Here is a 24,895-nt window from a genome sequence, read left to right on the forward strand (position 1 = left end):
CCTTCCCAACCAGCGCGCCAACGCCGGTCTTGATCAGAGAACCTTGGACTTCAGATCATCCTCGGGAAGGTGCGCCCACTTTCACGCCCCCACACCGAGGGTCATCCACAAGTTCTGATCATTGCTCGGGAGTCATCGCCGTCATGGCGTCGTTGGTAGAGCGGTGCGCCGTGAACGGCGAGCAGGTCGTGCCCCAGCCCGGCGCCTTCTCGGCGGCCGGATCGCTGGACCTTTCAAGGGTCGGCCGGGCTCGACGGGCTGGTGACCGCGCGCCCATTCCGGCGGCGCCGGACTCGTCGTGCGACCCCAAACTACGCGGGGGCCTGTGTTCCGATCGCCAGTGACGTCGACTGCGCCGGCGGCAGCGGCAACGGTCCGGCGTACGTCGCCGGCCCCGTGCAGGTGATCGGCACCGACATCTACGGCCTGGACCGCGACGGCGACGGCGTGGGCTGCCAGTAGAGCACCCCGGGACGGCGCCGGGTCAGCTGGACAGGCCGCCGTCGACGACGAGGTTCTGCCCGGTGATGTAGGAGGCTCCCGGCCCGGCCAGGAACAACGCGGCCGAGGCGATCTCCTCGGGGCGCCCCTGGCGGCCCATCGGCACGCTGGTACGCACCAGCTCGTCGAGCTGCGCCTGCCCGCCCAGCTCCCCGATCACCGGCGCGTTGAACGCGGTGTCGGTCCACCCCGGTGACAGGGCGTTGACCCGCACACCGCGCGGGGCGAACTCGTGGGCGAGGCTGCGGGTGAAGGCGATGACGCCCCCCTTCGAGGCCGAGTAGCCGGTCACGCCGGCCGTGCCGGACACACCGGCCACCGAGGCCACGTTGACGATGGCCGCACCGTCGGAGGCCTCCAGCAGCCCGATCCCGAACTTCGCCAACAGGAAGCAGGACCGGACGTTCACCGCGAGCTGACGATCCCAGTCGGCCACCGTGGCCTGCTCCACGGCCGCGGCGCGTTGGACACCGGCGACGTTGACGATCGCGTCGAGGCGCCCGTGTTCGCGGGCCACGGTGTCGAACAGTGTGGCCACCGACGACTCCTCGGAGACGTCGCAGACCTGGGAGTGCAGTTTGTGTCCCGGCTCGATCTCGGCGATGTCGACGCCGACGACGGTGGCGCCCTCCCCGACGAACGCCGTGGCACAGGCACGGCCGATCCCCGAGGCGGCGCCGGTGACGACGACGACCCGGCCCGCCAACCGGTCAGGCATCCGTGGCCCCGACGGCCTCGACCGCGGCGGTGGCCACCTGGAGATCCTGTTCGTAGTGCCCGCCGCTGACGCCGATCGCGCCGACCACCTCCCCGGAGACCACGACGGGCAGCCCGCCCGGGAACGTCACGACACGGTCCATCCCGGCCATCCCCGAGGCCATCTTCGGGTCCGCCGAGGAGTACTCGAACCACTGCGCGGGCGTGAAACCCGTTGCCACCACGGTGTAGGCCTTGTCGGCGGCAACCTGCAGGCTGCTCAGCGCGGCACCGTCCATGCAGGCCGAGGCCTTCACGTTGCCCGACTCGTCGACGACCACCACCGAGAACGCGCCGCCGACGCGCCCCGCTTCCGCGATGGCGGCGTCCACCAGGCTGCGCGCGAGAGACAGCGAGATCGTTCTCTTGGTGATGACGGTTAGGTCCGGGCTCGGCATGGACTCTCCTTCGTTGTGGTGGCGGGTTTTGGCCGGATCGGATTCGACCGTGGGCTGGTAGATCTCGCCCCGCTCGACGACGCGTTCCAGCATGTTCAGGTAGGGCAGGTCGGTGCCCACGCTGTAGGTGCGCGACTCCTGGCCCGGGTAGCCGATGAGCTCCCGGATGGCGGGGTTCAGGAAGTACGCGCCGGCGGTGAGGGTTCCGACGGCGCCGACCAGCGCGGGGTCGAGGTCCTGCAGCCGGGCGAACACCGTGGACGCCGGCGTCGAGGGTGTGACGTCGGCGCAGGCGGCCAGCACCTCCCGCAGCGGCGCCAGCAGGTCGGGCCGTGCCGCCAGCGCGGCATCGATCCACCGGGTCGGGACCTGCGCCCCCGACGCCGAGGGCCGCGTTCCGTAGTCCGGGATGAGCGCGTCGGCCACGACCGCGAACAGCTCGCGCTCGCGCGCCGAGAGCTCCGTGGCCTGGGCGGCGGTGTTGACGTCGATGCTCATGCGGGCACCGCCTGAAGCTTGCGGGAGGCGATGAGGTGCTCGACGTTGCGCAGCGCCAGCGCCGCGATGGTCGCGGTCGGATTCGACGACGACGACGTCACGAAGATGCTGCTGTCGTAGACGAACAGGTTGGCCACGTCGTGGCTGCGCCCCCAGCGGTCGACCACCGAAGAGCCCGGATCGTCGCCCATCCGCGCGGTGCCGAGGATATGCCAGCCCGCGTCACGCATGAGGATGGGCTCGGAGTGCTCCAGCGCTCCCGAGGCGACCATCGCCTCCTTGAGCCGCTCGGCGTTGAAATCCAGGTTGCGCATCGAGTTCTCGTCGAGGCGGTAGTGGATCTCCGGGGCCGGCAGACCGTCGTCGTCGAACAGCGTCGAGGACAGCTCGACGCGGTTGGACTCCATCGGCAGGTCCTCGACCTCGGCCGACCACTCCACGGTGTGCCCGAACGTGCGGTCCAGGGACCGGTGGAAGTTGTCGCCCCAGGCGGATTCCACCGTCGAGTTGGCGTAGCCGGCACGCAGTCCCAACGGTCCGCCGCTGGGCATGATCTGCCATTTCGCGCCGCGCTTGAATCCCCGGGCCGGGTCGGTCTCGAAGAACTGCATCGACACCACCGACTGTCCCGCCGGGCCCAGCCAGCTCTCCAGGGGATCCTCGTAGATCGCGGTTGCGATCACCAGCGGGTGCATCATGAGGCGCCGGCCGACCAGGCCCGAGGAGTTGGCCAGGCCGTTGCCGAAGCGCTTCGAGGTCGACATCTTGAGCAGTCGCGGGGTGCCGATGCCGTTGGCGCAGACGATCACGATGTCGGCCGAGGTCGAACGCTCGACGCCGTCACGGCCGATCCACACCGCGCCGGTGGCCAATCCACGCTCGTTGACGGTGATCTCGCGGACCCGTGCTCCGGTCACGAGTTCGGCGCCGGCCTGGATCGCGTCGGGCCAGTGGGTCAGATCGAACGAGCCCTTCGCCCCCTCGGGGCACCCGGTCAGGCACGTCCCGCGGCGTACGCAGGCGTTCTGGCGGCGCCAGGGCTTGGAGGCGATGGCGTTGGCCGCCGGCCACCAGTGCCACCCCATCCTGTCGAGGCCTTCGGCGGCTTTCATGCCGATCCGCCCGATCGGCAGCGGCGGAAGGGGATACGTGAGCGAGGAGGGGTAGGCCGGGTCTCCGTCGAGGCCGGAGACCCCGAGCTCTTCGGAGATCCGGTTGTAGAACGGAAGCAGATCCTCCCAGGCCAGCGGCCAGTCGTCGCCGACCCCGTCGAGGGTGCGGGTGCGGAAGTCCGACGGGACGAACGGTGCCCAGTGTCCGGCGTAGATGACGGTCCCGCCACCGACGCCGTTGTACATCAGCGGGTTCATGTCGGAGTCGGTCGCGTCGATCGGATAGTCACCGGCGCGCTTGCGTACGTTGGGATTCGGGTGCCAGTCCCGCTGCGCGGTCAGTTCCCATTCCGGGGTCGCGCCCTTGAACTCCGAACGCTGGGCCCAGTTGCCCTGCTCCAGACAGACGACCGAGAAGCCGGCCTCGGCGAGCTCCTTGGTCGCCACGGCACCGGATGGTCCGGCGCCGACGACCAGGGCGTCGTAGTGGGTGCGTTGCGGGGGCGCCGACCAGGGGGGACCCTGGTCGGGAAAGGGGCTGGAGTCGGGCATCGCTGATCGTCCTTCCATGGGGCTGGGTGGTGGTCGGGGGTCGGTACGACCGCCAGTGCTGTCGCCGCGACCCGCCGATGTGGTCTGTGCGATCCCATACATAAGATGTGACGTGGTGCATAATCTGTCACAGATAATACTCTTCCGTCAAGCAGAGGATCGCAGATGTCATTTTCTGGGGGTGCGGGCCGACGCCGTGCGGCAGAAACTACAGTCACCGGGGTGGACACGGAACTAGCGCAACGCATTTCGCAGGCACTGATGCCGATGTCGCGACTGATTCGCACCGCGGTACGCGCCGCGCCGCCACTGCCCCTCGTTCCCTACGCGCAGGTCGAGGTGCTGCAGGTGGTGCAGGACCGGCCCGGCATCTCGGTCGGTGGCGTCGCCGACGCACTGCAGTTGGCGCCGAACACGGTCTCGACCCTGGTGCGCGCCCTGGTGGGCGCGAACCTGATCGATCAGCAGTCGGTCGCCGGCCAGGGCCGAACGACCACGCTGACACTGACCCGCGAAGCCGAGGAGATGCTCTCGGTCTGGGATCGCCGTCGCGCCGAGATCCTCGGCGAGGTCCTCGCGTCGATGCCGCCGAAGGCGGTGCGGTCGATCACCGCAACCCTTCCGCATCTGACGGAGCTGCAGGAGGCCATCGAGCAGAAGATCGCCGAACTGCGGAGCCAGGGGGGCCAGGGGGGCTGACCCCCTGGCTCCCCGCGCCCGAGTCATGCGCCGTCCCCGCGCCCTTCGACGATGTGATCGATGGCCTGCTTGGAGAAGATGATGGACCGGGCCAGGGAGTAGCCGGCCTGGTATCCGGAGCCGTAGTCGACGAAGGCCGCGTTGTTCCCCGAGGCGTACAGACCCTCGATCGGCACGCCGCGCGACGTGAGCACCCGGGCGTGCGGATCGGTCATCAGCCCCGCCGACGACAGTCCGCTGGGCTTCAGTTCGACCCCGTAGAAGGGTCCTTCCCCGACCGGACCGAGGTTGGGATTCGAGCTGGTCAGATCGCCGGTGTAGTACTGGGCCCACGGGGCTTCACCGCGCTGGTAGTCCTCGTCGACGCCCGCCTCGGCGAACTTGTTGAGCCGCTGCACGGAGTGCACCAGGTTCTCCGCGTCGACGCCGATCTTGGCCGCGAGCTCGTCGAGCGTGTCGGCGCGCTGCACCCAGTCGGGAACGTAGCCGACCTCGAACCCGCCGAAGGAGTACTTCGCGGTGTACTGACTGTCGAACACCAGGTAGCACGGCTGATTGGTGTACCGGTGCTCCCAGACGTCGAAATCGCGCAGGGCGTCGAGGATGCTCTGGAAGTAGGACTCGTCGGCGAAGCGGTGGCCGGCGCGGTTGACCACCAGCGTGTGGGGTTTGGACAGCTCCTGGATGCCGGCGAGCCGCAGGAAGGCCCGCGGGTTCTCCTTGGTGGCCGGCATCGGAAAGCCCAGGAACAGCGCCATGTGCCGGCGGATCACGTGCACGCCGGCGCCGAGTTCGGTGGCCATCATGAGCGGGTCACCGGTCAGGGTGTCGGGGAACATGCTGACCCAGCCGGTCACATCCTCGAAGCGGTTGATCAACTCGGGGTTGGCCTCGTATCCGCCCCCAGCCAGGACCACGCCACGGCGGGCCCGGAACACCGTCGGCACTCCCCCGCGGTCCGCCTCGACTCCAACGACCCTGCCGCCCTCGCGGATCAGCCTGGTCGCCGGGGTCTCCAGCAGGATCGGGACCTGACGGTCGAGCAGCAGCTTGATGAAGTTCGCGGCCAGGCCGGCGCCGAAGCCGCGCAGGTTGGCCGCCCGGCGCTGCGCCATGGTCTCGGCGTCGTAGTTGCGGGCATTGCCGATACCGCCCCAGGCGATCGCCTCCTCGAAGGTCACCCCCATCGGCAACTCCGGCGATACGTCGACCTTGTCCTTCCAGTCGCCGAGATCGTCGGTGGAGATCAGCGCGGTCTCGACCATGCGCCCCTCCGCCCGCGACCCCGGCGCGTGTCCGTGATAGTGATCCGGAAGTCCGCGGACCAGCTGGAACGGCACACCGAGCCGGTGGAAGTACTCCAGCGCCACGGGCCCCTGCTCGATGTAGACCTGCTGCTGGGCCGGGACCTCGTAGCCGCCGCCCAGGTGGCGCATGTAGGCGATCACGTCGTCGAGGTCGTCCTCCAGCCCGGCCTCGCGCTGCAGATGGGTGCAGCCCAGCCACAGCCCGCCGTAGGAATACGTCGTGCCCCCACCGGCTTTCGCCCCCTTCTCCAGGATGACCGCGCTCAGCCCTTCGGCGTGAGCGGCCAGCGCAGCCGACGTACCGGCTATGCCGGACCCGATGATGACGACGTCGTACTCTTCGGTCTGGCTCGCTTGATCCACTGCTTCCTCCATCACTCCGACTATTATCTGTGTCAGACATTACTCCGGGGACGGCCGGAATTTCCACTGTCTTGCAGAACTACTTTCTGTCCTACGGAAGGATTGGTGATCATGAAACCGCCAGTGCCGCACCGCCCGCGGGTGGGTCTCGTTCTTCCCAGCGCCCAGGTCGTCACGGAGCCCCTGTTCAACCGCGTGATGGGACAACGGTGGGACTTCCTCGCCGCGCGGGTGCTGATCAAGGGTGCGCGCCCGGAGCATCTGCGCCGGATGGAGTGCGAGATTCCCCGTGCCGTCGAGGAACTCGCCACCGCTCGCGTCGACGCCCTGGTGAGTTGCTGCACCGCCTCCGGCGCCCTGAACGGGCTGGAGCGGGACCGGGCGCAGTGCCGGGAGATCCAGCGCAGCACCGGCGTGCCCACGACGTCGACGATGCTGTCCATCGTGGCGAACCTGCGCGCCCTCGAGGCGAGGTCGCTGGTGGTGGTGACGCCCTATGTCGCGGAATTGGCGAGCGTGGAACACCACTACCTGCAGGACAACGGGTTCTCGATCGTGTCGTCCGACGACGACGAGATCGACGACCCGTTCGCGATGTCGATGGACCCGGTGGAGCACATCGTCGGCCGGGCGCTCGACGCCTGGGACGACAGCGCCGACGCGATGCTGTTGAGCTGCATGAACTGGCCTGCCTACCAGGCGATCGGGGCGATCGAGGAGCAGATCGGGGCGCCCGTCGTGACCTCACATTCCGCCACGCTGTGGGGCCTACACGGCCTGCTGTCGGCCCCCTCCGAGTAAGTCGGGCACCCGTCATCCTTGTAATCGACGTCACTCTGAGTATTATCTGTGTCAGACAATACATACCCGGGGCCGCCAACGGCTCCGTTGTGCAGAACCTTGACTCTGCACAACGGAAGATGTCTGCGCGGGGCCGGGTGGCCCACTTGCTCCGTATCGACGGCCGGCGTTCGGGCGACAGTCGAAAGCGTTGGAAAGGCGCCGATGGTTCTCACCAATGATGTTGCAGCCCAAGTTAAGTCCGACGATCCACTCACCGCGTTCTACCGGAGCCTGGGCGCGACATACGCGGCGCGCCCGGACATCACCGTGGACGAGGAGCGCCAGCTCTTCGAGCACTGGGGCGACTGCACGACCGAGCCGGGCGACACCGACTACGTGGTGGTCTCGGCGAACGGTGTACCCGGACTGCTGTGCGCGCCCCACGGGGTCGACACCGACCGGACCCTGCTGTGCTTCCACGGCGGCGGATGGGCCTGCGGTTCGGTCTATTCCCACCGCAAGATGTACGCCCACCTGGCGAGGGCCCTGGGCTGCCGCGCGCTGCTCGCCGACTACCGCCGCGCGCCCGAGCACCGCTACCCGGCACCGATCGAGGATGCGATGACGGCCTACCGATGGCTGCTGGAAGAGGGGGTCGCGCCCGGCTCGATCATGTTCGCCGGCGATTCGGTCGGCGGCAACATCGCCGTGGCCACCGTGCTGCACCTACGCGACCGCGGCATCGACCTGCCGGCGGCGACGATCTCCATCTCACCGTCGTTCGATTTCGCGGCGACCGGCGAATCGATCGCCGGCAACGAATCCACCGACGTGTTCATCAGCGGCGAGATGGTCAGGCTGGTCGGCGAACGCTACGTCGAACCCGATCGGTTCGCCGACCCGCTCATCAACCCCATCAATGCCGATCTGGCCGGCCTGCCGCCGGCCTACCTGCTCGCCGGCGGCGACGAGGTGCTGTGCAGTGATGCGGTGAGGTTCGCCGAGGCGGGCCGCGCCGCGGGCCTGGACGTCGGACTGCTCGTCCAGACCGGGATGCAGCACGTGCCGACGATGTTGGCCGGCGCGACGCCCGGCGGAGATCACGCGGTCGCCGCGGTCGCCGACTGGGCACGCTCCCGGTTCCGGGACTGACGGGGCGCGCAACGACGCGACCGGCTCACGGCGTCGGTAGTCACCGAAGCAGTTTTGGTGCCGTTCGCCGCTGTGGACAACCGCCCGACGCAAACTGTCCGCCAAGGACATCCACGGGGCGCGGCGGCGAACCTAAGCTCGGCTCATGACGACGACGTTGCCGGCCCACGCGGTCGGCGGACCGGACCTCCCCCAGGTTCGCCGGGTATCCACCGCGGTGCCGGGCCCCCGATCGAACGCCCTGGCCCGGCGGCGCGCGGCCGCGCTGCCGGCCGGGCTGGCCAGCAGCGCCGAGGTCTACGTCGCCGCCGCCGGCGGGGGCGTCGTCGTCGACGTCGACGGCAACTCGTTCATCGACCTCGGCAGCGGCATCGCGGTCACCACCGTGGGCAACTGTGCGCCCGCGGTGGTCGCCCGAGCCACCGAACAGCTGCGGCGCTACACCCACACCTGCTTTTTGGCCACCCCCTACGAGCCCTATCTCGAGGTCGCCGAGACCCTCGACCGGCTCACCCCCGGCGCATTCGAGAAGCGCACCGCCCTGTTCAACACCGGCAGCGAGGCGGTGGAGAACGCCGTGAAATACGCCCGCGCCGCCACCGGGCGCCCCGCTGTCGTGGTGTTCGACCACGCCTTCCACGGCCGCTCCCTGCTCACCATGACGATGACGGCCAAGAACCGGCCCTACAAGCACGGTTTCGGCCCGTTCGCCCCCGAGGTGTACCGGGCGCCGATGGCCTACCCGTACCGGTGGCCCTCCGGTCCCGAGCACTGCGCCGCGGAGGCGTTCGCCCAGTTCGCCCACCTGATCGACGCCCAGATCGGCCCCGATCAGGTGGCCGCCGTGGTGGTCGAACCCATCCAGGGCGAGGGGGGCTTCATCGTGCCGGCCGCGGGATTCCTGCCCGCGGTCGCCGAGTTCTGCCGACAGCGCGGCATCCTGCTGGTCGCCGACGAGGTGCAGACCGGCATCGCGCGCACCGGCGCCTGGTTCGCCAGCGAGCACGAGGCGCTGGTCCCCGACCTCGTCGTCACCGCCAAGGGGCTGGCCGGTGGCCTGCCGCTGGCCGCGGTCACCGGCCGCGCCGAGGTCATGGACGCCGCGCACCCCGGCGGCATCGGCGGCACCTACAGCGGCAACCCGGTGGCCTGCGCCGCCGCGCTCGGGGTGTTCGACGAGATCCGCCGCCACGACCTGCTCGGCCGGGCCCACACCCTCGGCGAGCAGATGGTGACCCACCTGCGCGCCATCGCCGCCACGACCGGCGTCATCGGCGAGATCCGCGGCCGCGGCGCGATGATCGCCGCCGAACTCGTGCACCCCGGCACCACCGACCCCCACCACGACGCCGTCACCAGCGTCACACGGCACTGCCAGCGCCACGGCGTGCTGACCCTGACCGCGGGCACCCACGGCAACGTGCTGCGGTTCCTGCCGCCGCTGTCCATGCCCGACGACCTGCTCACCGAGGCCTTCACCGTGCTGGGTGAGGGCTTCGCGAGCCTGTGACCACCCTGGAGGACCGATGACCACCACCGCCGCCCGACCCGCCACGACCGGCACCTACGCACCGCTGGAGCTCTTCGACACCGCCCGGCTGCTCGAGGACGACGAACGCGAGATCGCCGCAACCGTCCGCCGATTCGTCGAGACCCGGCTCAAGCCCGACATCGGCGACTGGTTCGAGTCGGCCACCCTGCCCAGGGAGCTGGGCCGGGAGTTCGGCAACCTCGGACTCCTCGGCATGCACCTGCAGGGCTACGGCTGCGCGGGCACCAACGCCGTGAGCTACGGGCTGGCCTGCCTGGAGCTGGAGGCCGGCGACAGCGGCTTCCGCAGCTTCGTCTCGGTGCAGGGCTCGCTGTCGATGTTCTCCATCCACGCGTTCGGCTCCGACGAGCAGAAGAACCAGTGGCTGCCCCGGCTGGCCACCGGTGAGGCGATCGGCTGCTTCGGGCTCACCGAACCCGACTTCGGCTCCAACCCGGCCGGGATGCGCACCCGCGCACGCCGCGACGGCGGCGACTGGGTGCTCAACGGCACCAAGATGTGGATCACCAACGGCAACCTCGCCGACGTCGCGACCGTCTGGGCGCAGACCGACGAGGGCATTCGCGGATTCCTGGTCCCCACCGACACACCCGGGTTCACCGCCAACCCGATTCACCGCAAGCTGTCGCTGCGCGCCTCGGTGACCTCCGAGCTGGTGCTCGACAACGTGCGGCTGCCCGCCTCGGCGCAGCTGCCACACGCCCGCGGGCTCGGCGCCCCGCTGTCGTGTCTCGACGAGGCCCGGTTCGGCATCGTGTTCGGCGCCCTGGGCGCGGCCCGCGACAGCCTGGAGACCGCGATCGACTACACCCGCTCGCGCGAGGTGTTCGACCGGCCACTGTCCAGCTACCAGCTGACCCAGGAGAAACTGGCCAACATGACCCTCGAACTCGGCAAGGGCATGCTGCTGGCGGTGCACCTGGGCAGGATCAAGGACGCCGAGGGCGTACGCCCCGAACAGGTCAGCCTGGGCAAGCTCAACAACGTCCGGGAGGCGCTGGCCATCGCCCGGGAGTGCCGAACCCTGCTGGGCGGCAGCGGCATCACGCTGGAGTACTCGCCGCTTCGGCACGCCAACAACCTGGAATCGGTGCTGACCTACGAGGGCACCTCCGAGATGCACCTGCTGTCCATCGGCAAGGCGCTCACCGGCCACGGCGCGTTCCGGTCATGACCGCGCGCCTCGAGCAGCTGGTGGCCGGGCGGTGGTCCCCCGGCCGGGCTGACGCGCTGCGCAGCCTCAACCCGGCCCGTCCGGCCAGCGTGGTCGCCGAGGGCGGCGGCGCCGCACCCGCCGACGTCGACGCCGCCGTCGAGGCCGCCGCGGCCGCCGCGCGCGGCTGGGCCCGCACCCCGATGCACCAACGCGGCGCGGTGCTGCTGGCCGCCGCCGACCTGGTCGACCGCAACGCCGAGGCGTGGGGGCTGGAACTGGCCGCCGAGGAGGGCAAGACCCGGGCCGAGGGCGTCGGCGAGGTGCGCCGGGCCGCGCAGATCCTGCGCTACTACGGCAACGAGGGCGACCGGCAGGCCGGCGAGATCTTCGCCTCGCCGCGCGCCGGGGAACAGATCCTGGTGACCCGCAAGCCGATCGGGGTCATCGCGGTGATCACCCCGTTCAACTTCCCGATCGCCATCCCGGCATGGAAGATCGCGCCGGCGCTGGTCTACGGCAACACCGTGGTGTGGAAACCGGCCAGCACCGTGCCGCTGCTGGCCATGCGGCTGGCCCAGGCGCTCACCGCGGCCGGGCTGCCGCCGGGCGTGCTCAACCTGGTGATCGGCGACGCCGAGTGCGGCACCGCGATCGTCGGCCACGACGGCATCGGCGCCGTCACGTTCACCGGGTCCACCGGTGTCGGGCGGCGCATCGGCGCCGGGGCCGCCGCCCGCGGTGTTCCGGTGCAGGCCGAGATGGGCGGCAAGAACGCCGCCCTGGTGCTCGACGACGCCGACCTGGACCTGGCGCTGGAGCAGGTGATGCTCGGGGCGTTCCGCTCCACCGGACAGAAGTGCACCGCCACCTCGCGGCTCATCGTCACCGACGGTATCGCCGAGCGGTTCCTGTCCGCACTGGCCGACCGGGTGCACACCCTGGCCGTGGGCGACCCCACCGACGATGCCACCGAGATGGGTCCGGTGATCAGCGGTACGGCGCGGCAGGCGATCTCGGCGGGCATCGCCGCCGCGGTGGCCCAGGGTGCCACCGTGCTGGCCGGCGGCCGGCCCTACGCCGAGGGTCCGCTGGCCGAGGGCTACTTCGTGGCCCCGACGGTCGTCGAACTGGCGAGCACCGCGGCCGACATCTGGCGCTACGAGCTGTTCGGACCGGTGCTGGCGGTCACCCGCGCCGCCGACGCCGAGCAGGCGTTCGGGCTGGCCAACGACAGCGAGTTCGGGCTGTCCGCGGCGGTGTTCACCCAGGACCTCACCCGCGCGCTGGAGGCCGTCGAGCATCTCGACGTGGGTGTGCTGCACGTGAATTCCGAATCCGCCGGCGCCGACCCGCACGTGCCCTTCGGCGGGGCCAAGAAGAGCGGGCTGGGCCCCAAGGAGCAGGGCGCCGCGGCCCGGGAGTTCTTCACCCACACCACCACGGTGTACCTGCGCGGCGGGAGGCCGGGGGCATGACGGGTGGTTCGGCGCTCGACGGTGTGGTGGTGGTCGACTTCAGCCGGGTGCTGGCCGGCCCGTACGCCACCATGATGCTCGGCGACTTCGGCGCCGAGGTCATCAAGGTGGAACGCCCGGGCACCGGCGACGACACCCGCCACTGGGGCCCGCCCTACGACTCCGGCGGGGTGGCAACCTATTTCAACGCCGTCAACCGCAACAAACGCTCGGTGGTGCTCGACCTCACCGACCCCGCCGACCGGGCACGCGCGGTGGACCTGGTCGCCGGCGCCGACGTCGTGGTGGAGAACTTCCGGCCGGGCACCATGGAGAAGCTGGGCCTGGGCTACGCGGACCTGCGGGCGGTGCGCCCCGACGTGATCTACTGCTCGATCACCGGATTCGGCCGCGGCGCCGGCGCCGCCCTGCCGGGCTACGACCTGCTGGTGCAGGCCGTCGGCGGCCTGATGAGCGTCACCGGACCCACCCCGGGTGACCCGACCAAGGTCGGCGTCGCCGTCGTCGACGTGCTGGCCGGGCTGCACGCGCTCAGCGGCATCCTGGTCGCGCTGGCCCACCGTGACCGCACCGGGCAGGGTCAGCGGGTCGACACCGACCTGTTCTCGGTGCTGTTGTCGTCCATGGTCAATCAGGCCTCCGGCTATCTCGGCGCCGGGGTGGTGCCGCAGATCATGGGCAACCGGCACCCCAGCATCGCGCCGTATCAGACCTTCGCGACCGCGGACCGCCCGATCGCGGTGGCCGTCGGCAACGACAAACAGTTCGCGGCGTTCAGCGGCGCGATCGGCCTGGCCGAACTCGCCGCCGACCCGCGCTTCGCCACCAATCCGCAGCGGGTGGCCCACCGCGACGCGTTGTGCGCGCTGATCGAGCCCGCTCTGCGCGGCCACGGCGCCGACCACTGGTACCGCACCCTGACCGCCGCGGGGGTGCCGGCCGGGCCGATCAACGATCTGGCCGAGGCGTTCGACTTCGCCCGGCGACTCGGCATCGACGCGGAGGTGACGATCCCGGGAAGCCCGGCGCCGCAGGTCGCCAATCCCGTCACGCTGTCGGCGACCCCGGTGCGCTACCGCAGCGGGCCGCCGCGGCTGGGATCCTGACCGGCCCGCCGGTCGGCGACCACGCGGGTGGCGTTGACGGCCAGCCACAGCTGTGCCCGCGCCCCGGCGGACTCCAGGTCGTCGCCGAGTGCGTCGCGGATGCGCCGCATCCGGTTACGCATGGTGTGCCGGTGCACCCCCAGCTGCGCGGCCGCGGTCTCCAGGTGCCCGTTGCACCGCAGAAACGCCTCGAGCGTGGCAACCAGATCCGCGTCGCCCTCCAGCGGATCCAGCGGCGCGGCCAGCACCCGCAGTTCGGCCGGGCCGCGTCCGCCGAGCAACACGCCCAGGGCGCCCAGCTCGGTGAAGTCGGTGAACCGGCGGGTATCGCCGCGGGCGGCGATGCGCGCCTGTTCCAGGCCCAGGGCGACATCGCCCAGCGGCACCGGACGGCTCAGTCCCCCGCCGGGTGCGGGCACCAGCTCGGCGGCCAGCGCCGCGGCGCGGCCGCGGCCCCCGGCGGCGGGAAGCACCGCCACGATCTCGTCGCCGGTCCCCTCACCCATCACGTCGCCGCCGCGGCCGGTCACGGTCATCAGATAGGGGCCCCCGGCCGCCAGCAGCCGGCCCACGTCGTGTTCGGCGGTCAGCACCGGGCCGACCCCGCGCAGCACCAGCACCACCACCTCGGCGCCCGGATCGAAACCGAAGTACCGCAGCACCCCGGCGTCGACGACGCCGCGGCCGCACACCATCTCGGCGGTGACCGCGGTGCGCAGCCGCTGTTCGGCGTCGACGACCCGGGCGGGCTTCTCCAGGGCGATCGAGATCAGCGACACCGCGTGCGCCACCACCAGGCGATCGGCGTGCGACAGCGGGCCCGCGGTGCGCACCGCCAGCCGTCCGCGCACCGGCCGGGCGGCCCGCAGCGTCTGCACGCTCACCAGCGCCGCGCCGTCGGCCGTGACGTACCCTCCGCGCCCGGTCGCGCCGTCGGCCAGGATCCGCACCAGCCGATCGGTGTCGTCGCCGCCGGCGGCCAGCGCCCGGCCGTCGTTGTCGACGACCACCACCGCGGCGGCCAGGCAGTCGGCCAGCGCGGCCACCACCGCGGGGATGCCCCCGCGCAGCGTCGCGCGCGCCAGCACCTCCTGCCGATCGACCACGCGGTGAACGGCGTGCACCTCGTCGGCGGTGACCGCGTCGATCACCACCCGGGCGATCGCAATGAACGGTGTCGACGGGGGCACCCGCAGCACCGGCAGGCCCAGCCGGTCGCCGGCCGTGCGGACGCCGTCGGGGACCGCGGCAAAGGTGGTGCCGGTGTCCACGGCCAGGGCGGCCACCCCCGCCGCGGCCAACCGTGCCACATAGTCGAACTGGGCTGCCGTCCCGGCGCCCAGGGTGATGCCCGTCGTCATCACCAGCTCGCCGCCGGACAGGTACGGGGTGGGGTCGGCGAGCTCGATGGCGTGCGCCCAGGCGATCTCCCGGTCGGCGCCGGCGGCCCCGGCCACCAGGGACAGGCCGAGGCCCGGTGCCCGCGCCAGCCCGCGGGCCGTCATCGCCACGGCACCGACCTCACCCGCGGTACGCCGCGCCCGCGCCGCTGGCCCGGCGGACCTGTTCGGCCTCGTCGACGAACGCGCCGAACAGTGCCCGCCGGTCGGCCTCGGGCCCGTCGTCGTCCTCGGGGTGCCACTGCACCCCCAGGGAGAAGCGCGCCGGGTCCTCGATGGCCTCGACGATGCCGTCCAGGGCCCGCGCGGCGACCACCAGACCCGCACCGACGCGGTCGACGGCCTGATGGTGTCCCGAACGTCCGATGATCCGGTCGGCGCCCAGGATGCCGGCGAGCAGGGTGCCCGGGACGACATCGATGGGTTCATCGACGAATTCGGGTTCGCCGGGCGCGCCGTGGTGCAGCGCATAGTCGGCGATGTCGCCGATGATGGTGCCGCCGCGGGCGACGTTGAGCAGCTGCGATCCCCGGCAGATCCCGAACACCGGGATGCCGGCGGCCTCGGCGGCCGCGATCGCGGCGAACGCGTCGCGGTCGGCGCGGGCATCCACGCCGTAGGCGGTGGGGTTCGGCTCGGGGTTGCCGTAGCAGGATCCGTCGATGTCGCCGCCGCCGAGCAGCAGCAGCCCGTCGAAATCCGTCACCGCGGCGGGGTCCGCCAGCGGGACGGAGGTGTCCAGCAGCCGGTAGCCGGCGCCGGCGTCGAGCAGCGTGCTCAACGCCACCCGGGTGAACCGGGTGATCAGCGCGGCGTCGGCGGTACTGATGTCGGGGAAGTTCAGCGAGGCCAGGACCGCGATGGTGGCCCGCGGAGCGTCCGGCATCGGCTGCGGCGGAAGCACATTCTCGCGCAGTACCCGGGCGGTCATCGTGATTCCCTTCGTGTGCGCGAGCGGTCGACGAGGTCGGCGAACAGCGCGGCGTCGGTGATGGAGGTGGCGTAGCGGTCCTCGGGATGCCACTGGACGGCGACGATGTCGGCGCGCTCGTGTTCGACGGCCTCGATGACACCGTCGGCGGCCGTGGCGCTGACGGTCAGCCCGGGGGCCAGCCGTTCCACGGCCTGATGGTGATAGGACGACACGGTGAGGCATTCGGTGCCGACGACGGCGTGCAGCCGCGACCCGGGCCGCACGGCCACGTGGTGAACACCGTTGTGGTGGGCGGTGTCCGAGTCGGGCAGGTGCTGAACCAGGGTGCCGCCCAGGGCCGCGTTGAGCACCTGCAGGCCCCGGCAGATCGCCAGCGTGGGGATGGCGGCCTCGATCACCGCCCGGGTCACGCCGAGGTCGAACTCGTCCTGGAAGGCCACCGTGTCCTTCGTGCCGGGGTGCGGGGCGGCGCCGTAGCGGCGGGGTTCGACGTCGGCGCCGCCGGGCATGAGGACCCCGTCGAAGGCCCCCAGCCGCGCGGGCAGCTCGGCCAGCGGGTCGGCGGCGGGACCGTGCAGGACGACCGGTTCACCCCCGACCCCCCAGACCGCCTCGCACAGCGCCTCGGCGGCCAGGGTCGCCGAGAAGCGCAGGATGGGGACCTGCGCGGCCCACCGGCCGACGACGGCGACCAGCGGTCGGGTCACGCCGGCGCCTGGGCGAACGGGTAGTCCAGGGTGGGCAGCCACCGCTGCCACACCTGCCGCAGGCGCCCGGAGTCGATCAACCGGCCCAGCGCGCCGTCGATCTCGGCCAGGACCTCCGGGCGGTCCTTGGCCACCGCGATGCCCCACCGGTTGGCGGTCTGCACGGTGAAGGCCAGCTCGAAATCCGGGTGGGTGGCGCCCAGCGGGACGAACACCACGTCGTCGTCGATCACGGCGTCGACGTCCTTGCGCAGCAGGGCGGCCAGCATGTCGGCGTACACGTCCTCCGAACCGGACCCGAACGGCACCGGCACCGCGCCGGTGAAGGTCTGCGCCAGCGCCATGTTGGTGCTGTTCTCGATGGCGGCGACCCTGCTGCCGACGAGGTCCTCGGGAGCCGAGATGCCCGAGCCGCGCCGCACCAGCACACCCTCGTGGAAGATCGCGTAGGGCCGGGTGAAGTCGACCTGGGCGAGGCGCTCGGCGGTGATGCCCTGACCGCACAGCACCGCGTCGGCGTCGCCGCGCTGCACCGCGGGAATCATGTCCACCCACGGCACCCGGACCCAGTCGACCGGGCGGCCCAGCTCCTCGCCGAGGGCCTCGGCGACCCCGGGTTCGTAACCCTGCCTGCCGTGTTCGGCGCTCCACAGCGAGAACAGCGGTGGGGCCTCGGCGTCCAGGCAGGCCAGCCGAAGCGCGTTCGGGGTGTCGGTCATGGAGCGTCCTCCCAGTACATGTCGCGTTCCCAATCGGTCACATAGCCGCAGAAGCGGGCCCATTCGTCGGCGTGATAGTCCACCAGCAGCTGCGAGAGCTGCGGGCCCAGCGCGGCGGTGAGTACCTCGTCGGCGCGGAACGCCTCGATGGCCTCCCCGAGGGTCAGGGGCAGCGCGGGGAACCGGGCGTCGGTGTGCTCGTCGTAGGACGATCCGCGGGTCGGGGCGCCGGGTTCGATGGCGTTCTTCAGGCCGTCCTCGCAGGCCGCCAGGATCACCGCGTGCGACAGGTAGGGGTTCACCGCGGCGTCGGGCAGCTTGTACTCCAGGCGGCCGTTGGCCGACAGCCGCACCGTGCACGTCTTGTTGTCCAGGCCCCAGTTGATCCGTGACGGCGCGAATTGCCCGGAATCCCAGTAGCGTTTGTAGGAGTTGACCGTCGACCCGTTGATCAGCATGGCGCCGGCGGAGTGCGTGAGCAGCCCACCCAGTGCGTGCTTGCCGAGGTCGGTCAGGTGCAGTTCGGCGGTGCCGGGGTCGGCGAGCACGTTGACCCCGTCGCGCCACAGGCTGAAGTTGTGGTGGCAGCCGTTGCCCATCATCCCCGTCGCCGGCTTGGGCATGAAGCTGGCATGGATGCCCAGCTCGCGGGCGACCTGCTTGCAGATCTGCCGGTAGGTCACCAGCCGGTCGGCGGTCAGGTCGGCGTGGTCGTACATGAAGTTGAGTTCGATCTGGTACTCGTCCTCGTAGTCGCCCTCGATCATGTCCAGGCCCAGTGCCCGGGCGTATTCGACGACCTTGGTGACGATCAGCCGGTTCCGCTCCAGGTGCTCGATGTGATACGCCGGGCTGGAGCCGGGCCGGAAGCGGGCCTGCAGCCCGTCGCCCTGCCAGGTCATCTCGGGCTCGCAGCCGGTGCGCAGCTGCAGTCCGGTGCGATCGGTGAATCCGGCGTGCAGTCTGCGCAGCAGTCCGCGGCTGTCACAAGGGAATTCGGCGCCGGGCTGGTCGGCGAGGTGGTCGGGCTCGTAGAGCCGGCAGAACACCCGGGCGAAGCGGGTGTCCCACGGCAGCACCGCGAAGGTTTCCAGGTCGGGGATCGCGGTGTACTCGGGGGCGTCGACACCGCCGCCCAGCAGCACGCCCTCGCGGGTGCCCTGCAGGTTGGCCACCGCGGTGCGGTGCTGCTGGACGCCCTTGACGGCGATCCGCTCGAAGTGCGCGGCCGGCACCACCTTTCCGACCACCCGGCCGGTGATAGTCACGGCCTGGAAGTAGACCAGTTCGACACCGCGTTCGGCGATGGCCGACAGCGCGGCGGCCATCCCGGCGCCGGTGGCGTTGGCCTCGCGGTGGTTGTCCAGCGCGGTGGTGGTCATCGGGTCACCTCGAAGGTGATGGCCTGGGCCGGGCAGACGTCGGCGGCGGCCTCGACGTTCTCCAGTTCGGAGTCGTCGGGCGAGGCGTCGTACTCCAGCACACCGTCGTCGTTGAGGGTGAACACCGCCGGTGCGGCGATGCAGCACTGGCCGTGGTCCTGGCAGAGCGAGCGGTCGACTGTGACGTGCATGCGGGTTCCTTCCGTGGCGCCGCTGGCGCGGTCAGGGGGTGGGGGCGGATGCCGGGGACGGTGCCGGGGTGAATCCGATGGGCAGCCGGACCGGTCCGGTGTTGCCCGAGTCCGGCAGCCAGTGGGCGCCGGGCAGCTCGTGCGGGTCGCGCAGCCGCCGGGCCAGCAGCGGCAGTGCCTCGCTCATGTCGGAGCGGGCCACGAAGTGGCCCAGGCAGTGGTGGGCTCCCCCGCCGAAACCGAAGTGCGGCTTGCGTTCCGCGGTGATGTCGAATCCCGGTTCGAAGGCCCGGGGGTCGGTGCCGGCGGACTCGCTGTAGAGGTGCACGGTGGTGCCCGCCGTCAGCCGAAGGCCCTCGTACTCGAAGTCGTCGAGCACCTCGCGGGTGACCCAGCGCACGGTGGGGTTGACCCGCATGACCTCCTCGACGGCCTTGCCGCCGAGCTCGGGCCGCTCGGCCAGCAGTCGCCACTGGTCGGGGTGGCGCATGAAGGTCTGCATCGCCAGGCCGAGCTGGTTGCGGGTGGTGTCGAAGCCGCCGAAGACCAACAGCACCAGGCCGTCTCGCAGCTCGGTGTCGGAGAGCCGGCCATCCTCGGCGCGGGAGGCGTTGACCAGGGCGGTGACGAAGTCCTCGCGGGGGTGGGCGCGCCGGTCGGCGATCAGCGCGTCGGCGTAGGCGTAGAGCCGCTGCAGGGCGGCCTCGATCTTCGGCAGGTCCTCGCGCAGGGTGACCCCCATGGCCAACCCGATCGTGGCGGACTCGGTGGAGATCACCGGCCACTCGTCCTCGGGGATGCCGAGCATGATCGCGATGACCCGGGCCGCGTAGGGCTCGGCGAACTCGGCCACGAACTCGCAGCGGCCGGGTTCGGCGAAGCCGTCGATGAGTTCGTTGGCCAGCGCCTGGAACCGGGGCACCAGGGCGGCGATGAGTTTCGGCGAGAACGCCGGGTTCATCAGCCGGCGCAGCCGATGATGTTCGGCGCCTTCCTTGTTGAGGATCCAGCTGGCCCACCAGTCGGCGAACGGGCCCTCGGTCACCCCGTTGTGCGCCGGCCAGGCGATGCTGCCCTGGCGCAGTTTCGGCGACTTCAGCAGCTTGTTGACCTGCTCGTAGCGCAGCACCGCGATGCCGTACGGGGTGGTCGCATACCAGCTGCGTTCACGCGCGTCGTGCACCTCGTCGGAGGTGATGCGGAATCCGGGGTCGGCAACGTCGAACGCCGGGACCGGACCGAGGGTGACGGGAGACATCGGGACTACCTCCGGGGAGGGTTCGGGAGGGACTGTCCCTGAAATACTCTAAAAGTAGATGCTTATTGTCAACCGCTGGGATGTAACGAGCTCGTTTCCTGGGCTTGGGTGACGCATCGGAAGGCGGCGCCATCCCGGTGCGGGGTGGTGCGGATTCAGTTGCGGACTCGGCGCGGATTCAGCGCGGTGCGTCGTCCGGCGCGGCCAGCGCGAGGGTCCATCCGGTGCCCAGCGGGAGGTCGGCCACCGCCCGGAAGGCCTCCCCGGGCAGGGCATCTCCGGACACGGCATCCACTGCGCCGGGGTCGGCGACGGCCGGCATCGCCGCCAGCTTCGAGCCGACCAGCCACCGGGGGGTGTTCGCGGCGATGACGCGGCGTTCGGAGCTGACGATGACGGCGTCGTCGGAGGTCTGGCTCAGCACCTCCAGCAGGCCGCGCTCGACCTCGCCGACGACCAGGTCGGCGCCGGCGACCCCGAGGAACTCGCCATCGGCGACGACCGGGACGGTGGCGGTGATGGTGTACATGTCCGAGCCGCTGTAGTCGACATAGGGCCCGTAGGCCACCCGCGCCTGACCGCGCTGCGCGAGCCGGTACCAGTCCATCTGCAGGTAGTCGTAGACGTCGATGCTGGTCGGGTCGAAGTTGAGCCGCAGCCGGGCCACCCGCTCCGCGCGGCGCTGCCACCAGGCCAGATACCGCTCCTTGCCGTCGACGACGAAGGGCGCGGCCACGAAGCCGATCCCCCAGGCGGCGTCGCCGGACTGCAGCAGCTCGACCAGCAACCGGTGCAGCCCACTGAGCCGCGCCTCGGTCAGCCCGGCCCGTTGCGACCAGCTGCCCAGCACCTCGGCCGACACCTGCTCGAGCTGGCGGTAGACCGGTTCGAGGGTCCCCGAGGCCCGCTCGGCGAGGTCGCGCGCCGCGACGGCCCGGTCAGCCGGTTCGTCGCCGCTCATGAGCCCTCCTGGACGCCGGTCGTGAGCCGGAAGTTCACCGCGGTCAGGCGGGGCAACTGGCCCATCACGTGCTCCTCCGCGAGCCGGCGGGCCTCCTCGGGCCGCTCGGCGACGATGGCGGTGGCGATCGCGTGCTGCTCGCCCACGTAGTCCACGACATCGACCTGCGGTGTCTCCGGCAGCCAGATCAGACCCGACAGCTCGGCCTGCAGATTGGCCTCGCGCCTGGCCAGCCGGGCCGACTGGGAGGCCACCGCGACCTGAATGTGAAACCGGCTGTCGGCGCGGATGCGGTCACCCAGCGTCGAGGCCGAGCTGAGCTGGCTGGTGAGGGCGAACAGCCGGCGCACCGCGTAGGGGGCGGCACGCTCGGCGGCCAGCCGCGCGGCCTGCCCGGCGATCGCGGTGTGTTCGTCGAACAGATCCCGCAGGTCCGACAGGCTCATGGCGGCCAACCGCGCGGCCAGTTGCTCGACGGGCGGGTTGGCCGGGCGGCGCACGAACGACCCCCCGCTGCGGCCCCGGCGGGTCTCGACCAGGCCCTGCTCGCGCAGGGCCGCCAGGGCCTCGCGCACCGTCATCGGGGCGACGCCGAACTGGGCGGCCAGATCGACCTCGACGGGTAGTCGCTCTCCGTCGTCGAGCAGGCCGAGCTGGATCGCCTCGGTGATGCGCTGCACGATTTCGCCGACCCGGCCCAGCGGGGCGTCCGGGGTGACCAGCGGCGACAGTGACGACACCGGCTCGGCTCCCTCCTCGCCCTTACTGCTTGCCCCGCACTGCCAGCCCCGCCCGCTCACGGTGCCCGCGGGCCGGCAGTTGACGGCAATCTACCCGATCTCCTGCGAAATCAGCCGTTCCTATTGCAGGATAAACCATAGAAATGTAGTTTTTCGCGCTAACGGCAGCCCAACAATTGGAGAAAGCATGGCGTCCACCACCTCCGCCGACGACGGCTACTACACATTTCACGACCACGACGACGCGGCCCATCTGCACTCCCTGGGCTACAAGTCGGAGTTCAAGCGCGAGATGAGTCCGTGGGCGAACTTCTCGCTGGGGTTCACCTACCTGTCACCGGTCGTCGGGGTGTACACACTGTTCGCCTTCGCCCTGGCCACCGGTGGGCCGCCGATGATCTGGAGCTTCCTGATCGTCGGCCTCGGCCAGCTGCTCGTCGCGCTGGTCTTCAGCGAGATCGTCGCGCAGTTCCCCGTCGCCGGCGGCGTCTATCCGTGGGCCCGACGGCTGTGGGGCCGGCGCTATGCGTGGATGACCGGCTGGGTCTACATGGTGGCGCTGCTGGTCACCATCGCCTCGGTGGTCTACGGCGCCGGGCCCTACATCGCGGCGACCTTCGGCTTCGACGCGACGGTCAACAACACCATCGCCTTCGCCCTGGGCCTGCTGGCGCTGGCCACCGTCATCAACTTCATGGGCACCAAAGTGCTTGCCAAGGCGGCGATCATCGGCTTCACCGCGGAGATCGTCGGCGCGCTGGTGGTGGGCGTGTGGCTGCTGGTCGCGCACCGCGAACACAACCTGGGCGTCATCTTCGACAGCTTCGGCGCCGGCGGCGACGGCAACTACCTGTGGGCGTTCGCCGCCGCGGCTCTGATCGGCATCTACCAGTACTACGGTTTCGAGGCCTGCGGTGACGTCGCCGAGGAGGTGCCCGATCCGGGCCGGTTGATCCCCAAGGCGATGCGCCGGACCATCTATGTCGGCGGCGCGGCGGCCACTTTCGTCTGTCTGGCCCTGGTGCTCGCCGTCACCGACATCCCGGCCGTCATCGCCGGCGAGGACACCGATCCGGTCAGCACCGTGCTCAACCAGGCGTTCGGATCGGTGGGCGCCAAGGCGATCCTGGCCATCGTGTTGATCTCGTTCCTGTCCTGCGCGATGAGCCTGCAGGCCGCCGCGAGCCGGCTGGCCTACTCCTACGGACGCGACGAGATGATCATGGGCAGCTCGCTGCTGAAGAAGTTCTCCGCGTCGCGCCACGTGCCGCCCTATGCGCTGCTGGTGGCCGCCGCGGTACCCGCGGTGATCGTCGTCGGGTCGAAGTTCTCCACCGACGCCATCACCAAGATCATCAGCTTCGCCGCGTTCGGCATCTACCTGGGCTTCCAGATGGTGGTGCTGGCCGCCCTGCGGGCCCGGCTCAAGGGCTGGGTGCCCAGCGGCAAGTACAGCCTGGGCAAGTGGGGGCTGGCGATCAACGTCGCCGCGCTGGCCTACGGGGTGACCGCGATGGTCAACATGGCCTGGCCCCGGACGCCGGACGCACCGTGGTACGACAACTGGATCGTCGCACTCTCCGGGCTGGTCGTCGTCGGAATCGGATTGGTGTACATGACCGTTCACCCCCTGCATGATCGCAGCACCGCACCCTATGACGACGCGATCCCGCGCACCACCGCCACGTCCGGCGCCCATCCCAAGGAGGCCCGCCGATGAGCCGCCAGGCGCCCTACCGCAGCGTCGACCCCGCCACCGGCGCGGTGCTGGCCACCTTCCCGACGACCACCGACGCGCAGGTGTCCGCGGCCGTGGCCGCCGCCGAGCAGGCCTACCGGGTCTGGCGCGACGAGCCGCTGGCCGGCCGCGTCGCGGTGGTGCGCAACGTGGCGCGTCTGCTGCGCGAACGCGCCACCAAGCTCGCCGAGCTCGCGCAGCTGGAGATGGGCAAGAAGCTCGGCCAGGGCACCGGGGAGACCACGTTCTCGGCGTCGATCTTCGAGTTCTACGCCGAGGGCGCCGAGACCCTGCTGGCCGATCGGCCCATCGAGGGCTTCCGGGACGGCACCGCGGTGGTGGCGCGCCGGCCCGTCGGCCCGCTGCTGGGCGTCATGCCGTGGAACTTCCCGGTGTACCAGGTGGCGCGCTTCGCCGCCCCGAACCTGGTGCTGGGCAACACGGTGCTGCTCAAGCACGCCGAGTCGGTGCCGCAGTGCGCGCTGGCCATCGCCGAGGTGATGGCCGACGCCGGGGTACCCGACGGGGTGTACACGAACCTGTTCGCCACCTTCGAGCAGGTCGCGACCATCATCGAAGACCCACGGGTACAGGGCGTTTCGGTGACCGGTTCCGAGCGCGCCGGTGCGGCGGTCGCCGAGATCGCCGGGCGGGCGCTGAAGAAGTGCGTGCTGGAGCTCGGCGGGTCGGATCCATTCATCGTGCTCGACGGCGACCCCGCCGAACTCGCCCGCACCGCGTGGGAGTTCCGCCTGCACAACATGGGCCAGGCCTGTAACTCCAACAAGCGGATGATCGTGCTCGAGGAGCTCTACGACGACTTCGTGGCCGAACTGAGCGCGCTGGCCGCGGCGATGACCCCCGACGAGATCGCCCCGCTGTCCTCGCGGGCGGCCGCGGAGCTGCTGGCCGGGCAGGTCGACGACGCCGTCGCCCAGGGCGCGGTCCTGCACGCCGGTGGCGAGCTGGCGAAGGCCCCGGCGGCGTTCTATCGTCCCGCGGTGCTGACCGGGGTGACCCCGCGGATGCGGGCCTACACCGAGGAACTGTTCGGCCCGGTGGCGGTGGTCTACCGGGTCGGCGACGAGGACGAGGCGGTGGCGCTGGCCAACTCGTCGGCCTACGGGCTGGGCGGTTCGGTGTTCAGCACCGACACCGCGCGCGCCGAGGCGGTGGCGCGGCGCCTGGACGTCGGGATGGTCAACGTCAACACCCCGTCCGTCGACGGGGCCGACATCCCGTTCGGCGGCGTCAAACGGTCGGGTTTCGGGCGGGAGCTGGGCGCCCTGGGCATCGACGAGTTCGTCAACAAACAGGTCTACGCGGTCGCGCGCTGAGTACGCCCCGACCTGCTAGGGGGTGGTCACCGGCTGTGTCCGCATCCGCCGGCGCAGTCGGTGACCGCCGAATCCGGGCCCCTCTCCCGGCGGACCGGCAGCGCGCCCGGGAAAGTGA

Annotated in this window: 23 protein-coding genes; 10 read left to right on the top strand and 13 right to left on the bottom strand. The window is 70.9% G+C overall.

Annotated features, from left to right (window positions below; translation table 11 throughout):
* Window positions 1-261: 261 nt before the first annotated feature.
* Window positions 262-462 (top strand): hypothetical protein, encoded by a 201-nt coding sequence (locus tag CSR00_RS13570; protein WP_245906000.1) that lies wholly within the window; start codon window positions 262-264, stop codon window positions 460-462.
* Between the two features lie 22 nt (window positions 463-484).
* Here the strand turns inward: CSR00_RS13570 and CSR00_RS13575 are convergent, their stop codons facing one another.
* Genes CSR00_RS13575 through CSR00_RS13585 form a run of 3 tightly spaced genes read right to left on the bottom strand, consistent with a single transcriptional unit; the run spans window position 485 to window position 3,817 of the window.
* On the bottom strand, window positions 485-1,219 hold the full coding sequence (locus CSR00_RS13575; protein ID WP_099022936.1) for an SDR family NAD(P)-dependent oxidoreductase: 735 nt from the start codon (window positions 1,217-1,219) through the stop codon (window positions 485-487).
* Window positions 1,212-2,153 carry a GlcG/HbpS family heme-binding protein gene (locus CSR00_RS13580; protein WP_099022937.1) on the bottom strand — a complete coding sequence of 314 codons (942 nt, stop codon included), beginning with the start codon at window positions 2,151-2,153 and terminating at the stop codon, window positions 1,212-1,214. Before CSR00_RS13580 ends, CSR00_RS13575 begins: the two co-directional genes overlap by 8 nt.
* Complete coding sequence (locus tag CSR00_RS13585) at window positions 2,150-3,817, bottom strand: GMC family oxidoreductase (RefSeq protein ID WP_099022938.1); 1,668 nt, start codon at window positions 3,815-3,817, stop codon at window positions 2,150-2,152. Before CSR00_RS13585 ends, CSR00_RS13580 begins: the two co-directional genes overlap by 4 nt.
* A 222-nt stretch (window positions 3,818-4,039) precedes the next feature.
* Here CSR00_RS13585 and CSR00_RS13590 point away from each other — a divergent pair, with 222 nt between their 5' ends.
* Complete coding sequence (locus CSR00_RS13590; RefSeq protein ID WP_176562050.1) at window positions 4,040-4,516, top strand: MarR family transcriptional regulator; 477 nt, start codon at window positions 4,040-4,042, stop codon at window positions 4,514-4,516.
* Between the two features lie 23 nt (window positions 4,517-4,539).
* Here the strand turns inward: CSR00_RS13590 and CSR00_RS13595 are convergent, their stop codons facing one another.
* Window positions 4,540-6,186, bottom strand: a complete 1,647-nt coding sequence (locus tag CSR00_RS13595; protein ID WP_176562051.1) for an FAD-dependent oxidoreductase — start codon at window positions 6,184-6,186, stop codon at window positions 4,540-4,542.
* 111 nt (window positions 6,187-6,297) lie between these two features.
* On the opposite strand from CSR00_RS13595, the gene CSR00_RS13600 reads away from it, so the two are divergent.
* The 6 genes from CSR00_RS13600 to CSR00_RS13625 all read left to right on the top strand — a co-directional run bounded on the left by CSR00_RS13600 (window position 6,298) and on the right by CSR00_RS13625 (window position 13,410).
* On the top strand, window positions 6,298-6,987 hold the full coding sequence (locus CSR00_RS13600) for a maleate cis-trans isomerase family protein (protein ID WP_141564354.1): 690 nt from the start codon (window positions 6,298-6,300) through the stop codon (window positions 6,985-6,987).
* A 204-nt stretch (window positions 6,988-7,191) separates the two neighbouring features.
* Complete coding sequence (locus CSR00_RS13605; RefSeq protein WP_099022942.1) at window positions 7,192-8,121, top strand: alpha/beta hydrolase; 930 nt, start codon at window positions 7,192-7,194, stop codon at window positions 8,119-8,121.
* Between the two features lie 145 nt (window positions 8,122-8,266).
* Window positions 8,267-9,631 (top strand): 4-aminobutyrate--2-oxoglutarate transaminase, encoded by a 1,365-nt coding sequence (gabT, locus tag CSR00_RS13610; RefSeq protein WP_099022943.1) that lies wholly within the window; start codon window positions 8,267-8,269, stop codon window positions 9,629-9,631.
* Window positions 9,632-9,647: 16 nt separating this feature from the next.
* Window positions 9,648-10,847 carry an acyl-CoA dehydrogenase family protein gene (locus CSR00_RS13615; RefSeq protein ID WP_099022944.1) on the top strand — a complete coding sequence of 400 codons (1,200 nt, stop codon included), beginning with the start codon at window positions 9,648-9,650 and terminating at the stop codon, window positions 10,845-10,847.
* Window positions 10,844-12,304: an aldehyde dehydrogenase family protein gene (locus CSR00_RS13620; RefSeq protein WP_099022945.1), complete on the top strand. Its 1,461-nt coding sequence runs from the start codon at window positions 10,844-10,846 to the stop codon at window positions 12,302-12,304. The genes CSR00_RS13615 and CSR00_RS13620 overlap by 4 nt, the downstream gene beginning before the upstream one ends.
* Entirely contained in the window at window positions 12,301-13,410 is a 1,110-nt protein-coding gene (locus tag CSR00_RS13625; protein WP_099022946.1) for a CaiB/BaiF CoA transferase family protein, read from the top strand. Before CSR00_RS13620 ends, CSR00_RS13625 begins: the two co-directional genes overlap by 4 nt.
* Here CSR00_RS13625 and CSR00_RS13630 read toward each other — a convergent pair.
* The 9 genes from CSR00_RS13630 to CSR00_RS13670 form a co-directional block, all read right to left on the bottom strand.
* Window positions 13,377-14,915: a PucR family transcriptional regulator gene (locus CSR00_RS13630; protein WP_099022947.1), complete on the bottom strand. Its 1,539-nt coding sequence runs from the start codon at window positions 14,913-14,915 to the stop codon at window positions 13,377-13,379. The genes CSR00_RS13625 and CSR00_RS13630 overlap by 34 nt on opposite strands.
* A gap of 16 nt (window positions 14,916-14,931) precedes the next feature.
* A complete protein-coding gene (locus CSR00_RS13635; RefSeq protein WP_099022948.1) occupies window positions 14,932-15,741 on the bottom strand; it encodes a gamma-glutamyl-gamma-aminobutyrate hydrolase family protein in 810 nt (269 codons plus the stop codon).
* Window positions 15,738-16,451: a gamma-glutamyl-gamma-aminobutyrate hydrolase family protein gene (locus CSR00_RS13640; RefSeq protein WP_099022949.1), complete on the bottom strand. Its 714-nt coding sequence runs from the start codon at window positions 16,449-16,451 to the stop codon at window positions 15,738-15,740. Before CSR00_RS13640 ends, CSR00_RS13635 begins: the two co-directional genes overlap by 4 nt.
* On the bottom strand, window positions 16,448-17,170 hold the full coding sequence (locus CSR00_RS13645; RefSeq protein WP_099022950.1) for a substrate-binding periplasmic protein: 723 nt from the start codon (window positions 17,168-17,170) through the stop codon (window positions 16,448-16,450). Before CSR00_RS13645 ends, CSR00_RS13640 begins: the two co-directional genes overlap by 4 nt.
* Complete coding sequence (locus CSR00_RS13650; RefSeq protein WP_099022951.1) at window positions 17,167-18,552, bottom strand: glutamine synthetase family protein; 1,386 nt, start codon at window positions 18,550-18,552, stop codon at window positions 17,167-17,169. Before CSR00_RS13650 ends, CSR00_RS13645 begins: the two co-directional genes overlap by 4 nt.
* Window positions 18,549-18,743 (bottom strand): ferredoxin, encoded by a 195-nt coding sequence (locus CSR00_RS13655; protein WP_099022952.1) that lies wholly within the window; start codon window positions 18,741-18,743, stop codon window positions 18,549-18,551. The genes CSR00_RS13650 and CSR00_RS13655 overlap by 4 nt, the downstream gene beginning before the upstream one ends.
* Window positions 18,744-18,774: 31 nt before the next feature.
* A complete protein-coding gene (locus CSR00_RS13660; RefSeq protein WP_099022953.1) occupies window positions 18,775-20,001 on the bottom strand; it encodes a cytochrome P450 in 1,227 nt (408 codons plus the stop codon).
* A 178-nt stretch (window positions 20,002-20,179) separates the two neighbouring features.
* The gene (locus CSR00_RS13665; protein WP_099022954.1) at window positions 20,180-20,962 is read right to left on the bottom strand and encodes a PDC sensor domain-containing protein; all 783 of its coding nucleotides are present in this window, start codon (window positions 20,960-20,962) and stop codon (window positions 20,180-20,182) included.
* A complete protein-coding gene (locus CSR00_RS13670) occupies window positions 20,959-21,702 on the bottom strand; it encodes a FadR/GntR family transcriptional regulator (RefSeq protein WP_099022955.1) in 744 nt (247 codons plus the stop codon). Before CSR00_RS13670 ends, CSR00_RS13665 begins: the two co-directional genes overlap by 4 nt.
* Before the next feature lie 187 nt (window positions 21,703-21,889).
* On the opposite strand from CSR00_RS13670, the gene CSR00_RS13675 reads away from it, so the two are divergent.
* Both CSR00_RS13675 and CSR00_RS13680 read left to right on the top strand, forming a co-directional pair.
* Window positions 21,890-23,422, top strand: a complete 1,533-nt coding sequence (locus CSR00_RS13675) for an APC family permease (protein WP_099022956.1) — start codon at window positions 21,890-21,892, stop codon at window positions 23,420-23,422.
* Window positions 23,419-24,777: an NAD-dependent succinate-semialdehyde dehydrogenase gene (locus tag CSR00_RS13680; protein ID WP_099022957.1), complete on the top strand. Its 1,359-nt coding sequence runs from the start codon at window positions 23,419-23,421 to the stop codon at window positions 24,775-24,777. Before CSR00_RS13675 ends, CSR00_RS13680 begins: the two co-directional genes overlap by 4 nt.
* The last annotated feature ends 118 nt before the right edge of the window (window positions 24,778-24,895 follow it).

The organism is Mycolicibacterium palauense (assembly GCF_002592005.1).
GTDB classification, from domain to species: Bacteria; Actinomycetota; Actinomycetes; order Mycobacteriales; family Mycobacteriaceae; genus Mycobacterium; species Mycobacterium palauense.

Excerpts from the sequence above, each read along its gene's own strand:
- CSR00_RS13575 (WP_099022936.1), bottom strand. The coding sequence starts at position 1,219 with ATGCCTGACCGGTTGGCGGGCCGGGTCGTCGTCGTCACCGGCGCCGCC.
- CSR00_RS13580 (WP_099022937.1), bottom strand. The coding sequence starts at position 2,153 with ATGAGCATCGACGTCAACACCGCCGCCCAGGCCACGGAGCTCTCGGCG.
- CSR00_RS13585 (WP_099022938.1), bottom strand. The coding sequence starts at position 3,817 with ATGCCCGACTCCAGCCCCTTTCCCGACCAGGGTCCCCCCTGGTCGGCG.
- CSR00_RS13600 (WP_141564354.1), top strand. The coding sequence starts at position 6,298 with ATGAAACCGCCAGTGCCGCACCGCCCGCGGGTGGGTCTCGTTCTTCCC.
- CSR00_RS13605 (WP_099022942.1), top strand. The coding sequence starts at position 7,192 with ATGGTTCTCACCAATGATGTTGCAGCCCAAGTTAAGTCCGACGATCCA.
- gabT (WP_099022943.1), top strand. The coding sequence starts at position 8,267 with ATGACGACGACGTTGCCGGCCCACGCGGTCGGCGGACCGGACCTCCCC.
- CSR00_RS13615 (WP_099022944.1), top strand. The coding sequence starts at position 9,648 with ATGACCACCACCGCCGCCCGACCCGCCACGACCGGCACCTACGCACCG.
- CSR00_RS13620 (WP_099022945.1), top strand. The coding sequence starts at position 10,844 with ATGACCGCGCGCCTCGAGCAGCTGGTGGCCGGGCGGTGGTCCCCCGGC.
- CSR00_RS13625 (WP_099022946.1), top strand. The coding sequence starts at position 12,301 with ATGACGGGTGGTTCGGCGCTCGACGGTGTGGTGGTGGTCGACTTCAGC.
- CSR00_RS13630 (WP_099022947.1), bottom strand. The coding sequence starts at position 14,915 with ATGACGGCCCGCGGGCTGGCGCGGGCACCGGGCCTCGGCCTGTCCCTG.
- CSR00_RS13635 (WP_099022948.1), bottom strand. The coding sequence starts at position 15,741 with ATGACCGCCCGGGTACTGCGCGAGAATGTGCTTCCGCCGCAGCCGATG.
- CSR00_RS13645 (WP_099022950.1), bottom strand. The coding sequence starts at position 17,170 with ATGACCGACACCCCGAACGCGCTTCGGCTGGCCTGCCTGGACGCCGAG.
- CSR00_RS13650 (WP_099022951.1), bottom strand. The coding sequence starts at position 18,552 with ATGACCACCACCGCGCTGGACAACCACCGCGAGGCCAACGCCACCGGC.
- CSR00_RS13655 (WP_099022952.1), bottom strand. The coding sequence starts at position 18,743 with ATGCACGTCACAGTCGACCGCTCGCTCTGCCAGGACCACGGCCAGTGC.
- CSR00_RS13660 (WP_099022953.1), bottom strand. The coding sequence starts at position 20,001 with ATGTCTCCCGTCACCCTCGGTCCGGTCCCGGCGTTCGACGTTGCCGAC.
- CSR00_RS13665 (WP_099022954.1), bottom strand. The coding sequence starts at position 20,962 with ATGAGCGGCGACGAACCGGCTGACCGGGCCGTCGCGGCGCGCGACCTC.
- CSR00_RS13675 (WP_099022956.1), top strand. The coding sequence starts at position 21,890 with ATGGCGTCCACCACCTCCGCCGACGACGGCTACTACACATTTCACGAC.
- CSR00_RS13680 (WP_099022957.1), top strand. The coding sequence starts at position 23,419 with ATGAGCCGCCAGGCGCCCTACCGCAGCGTCGACCCCGCCACCGGCGCG.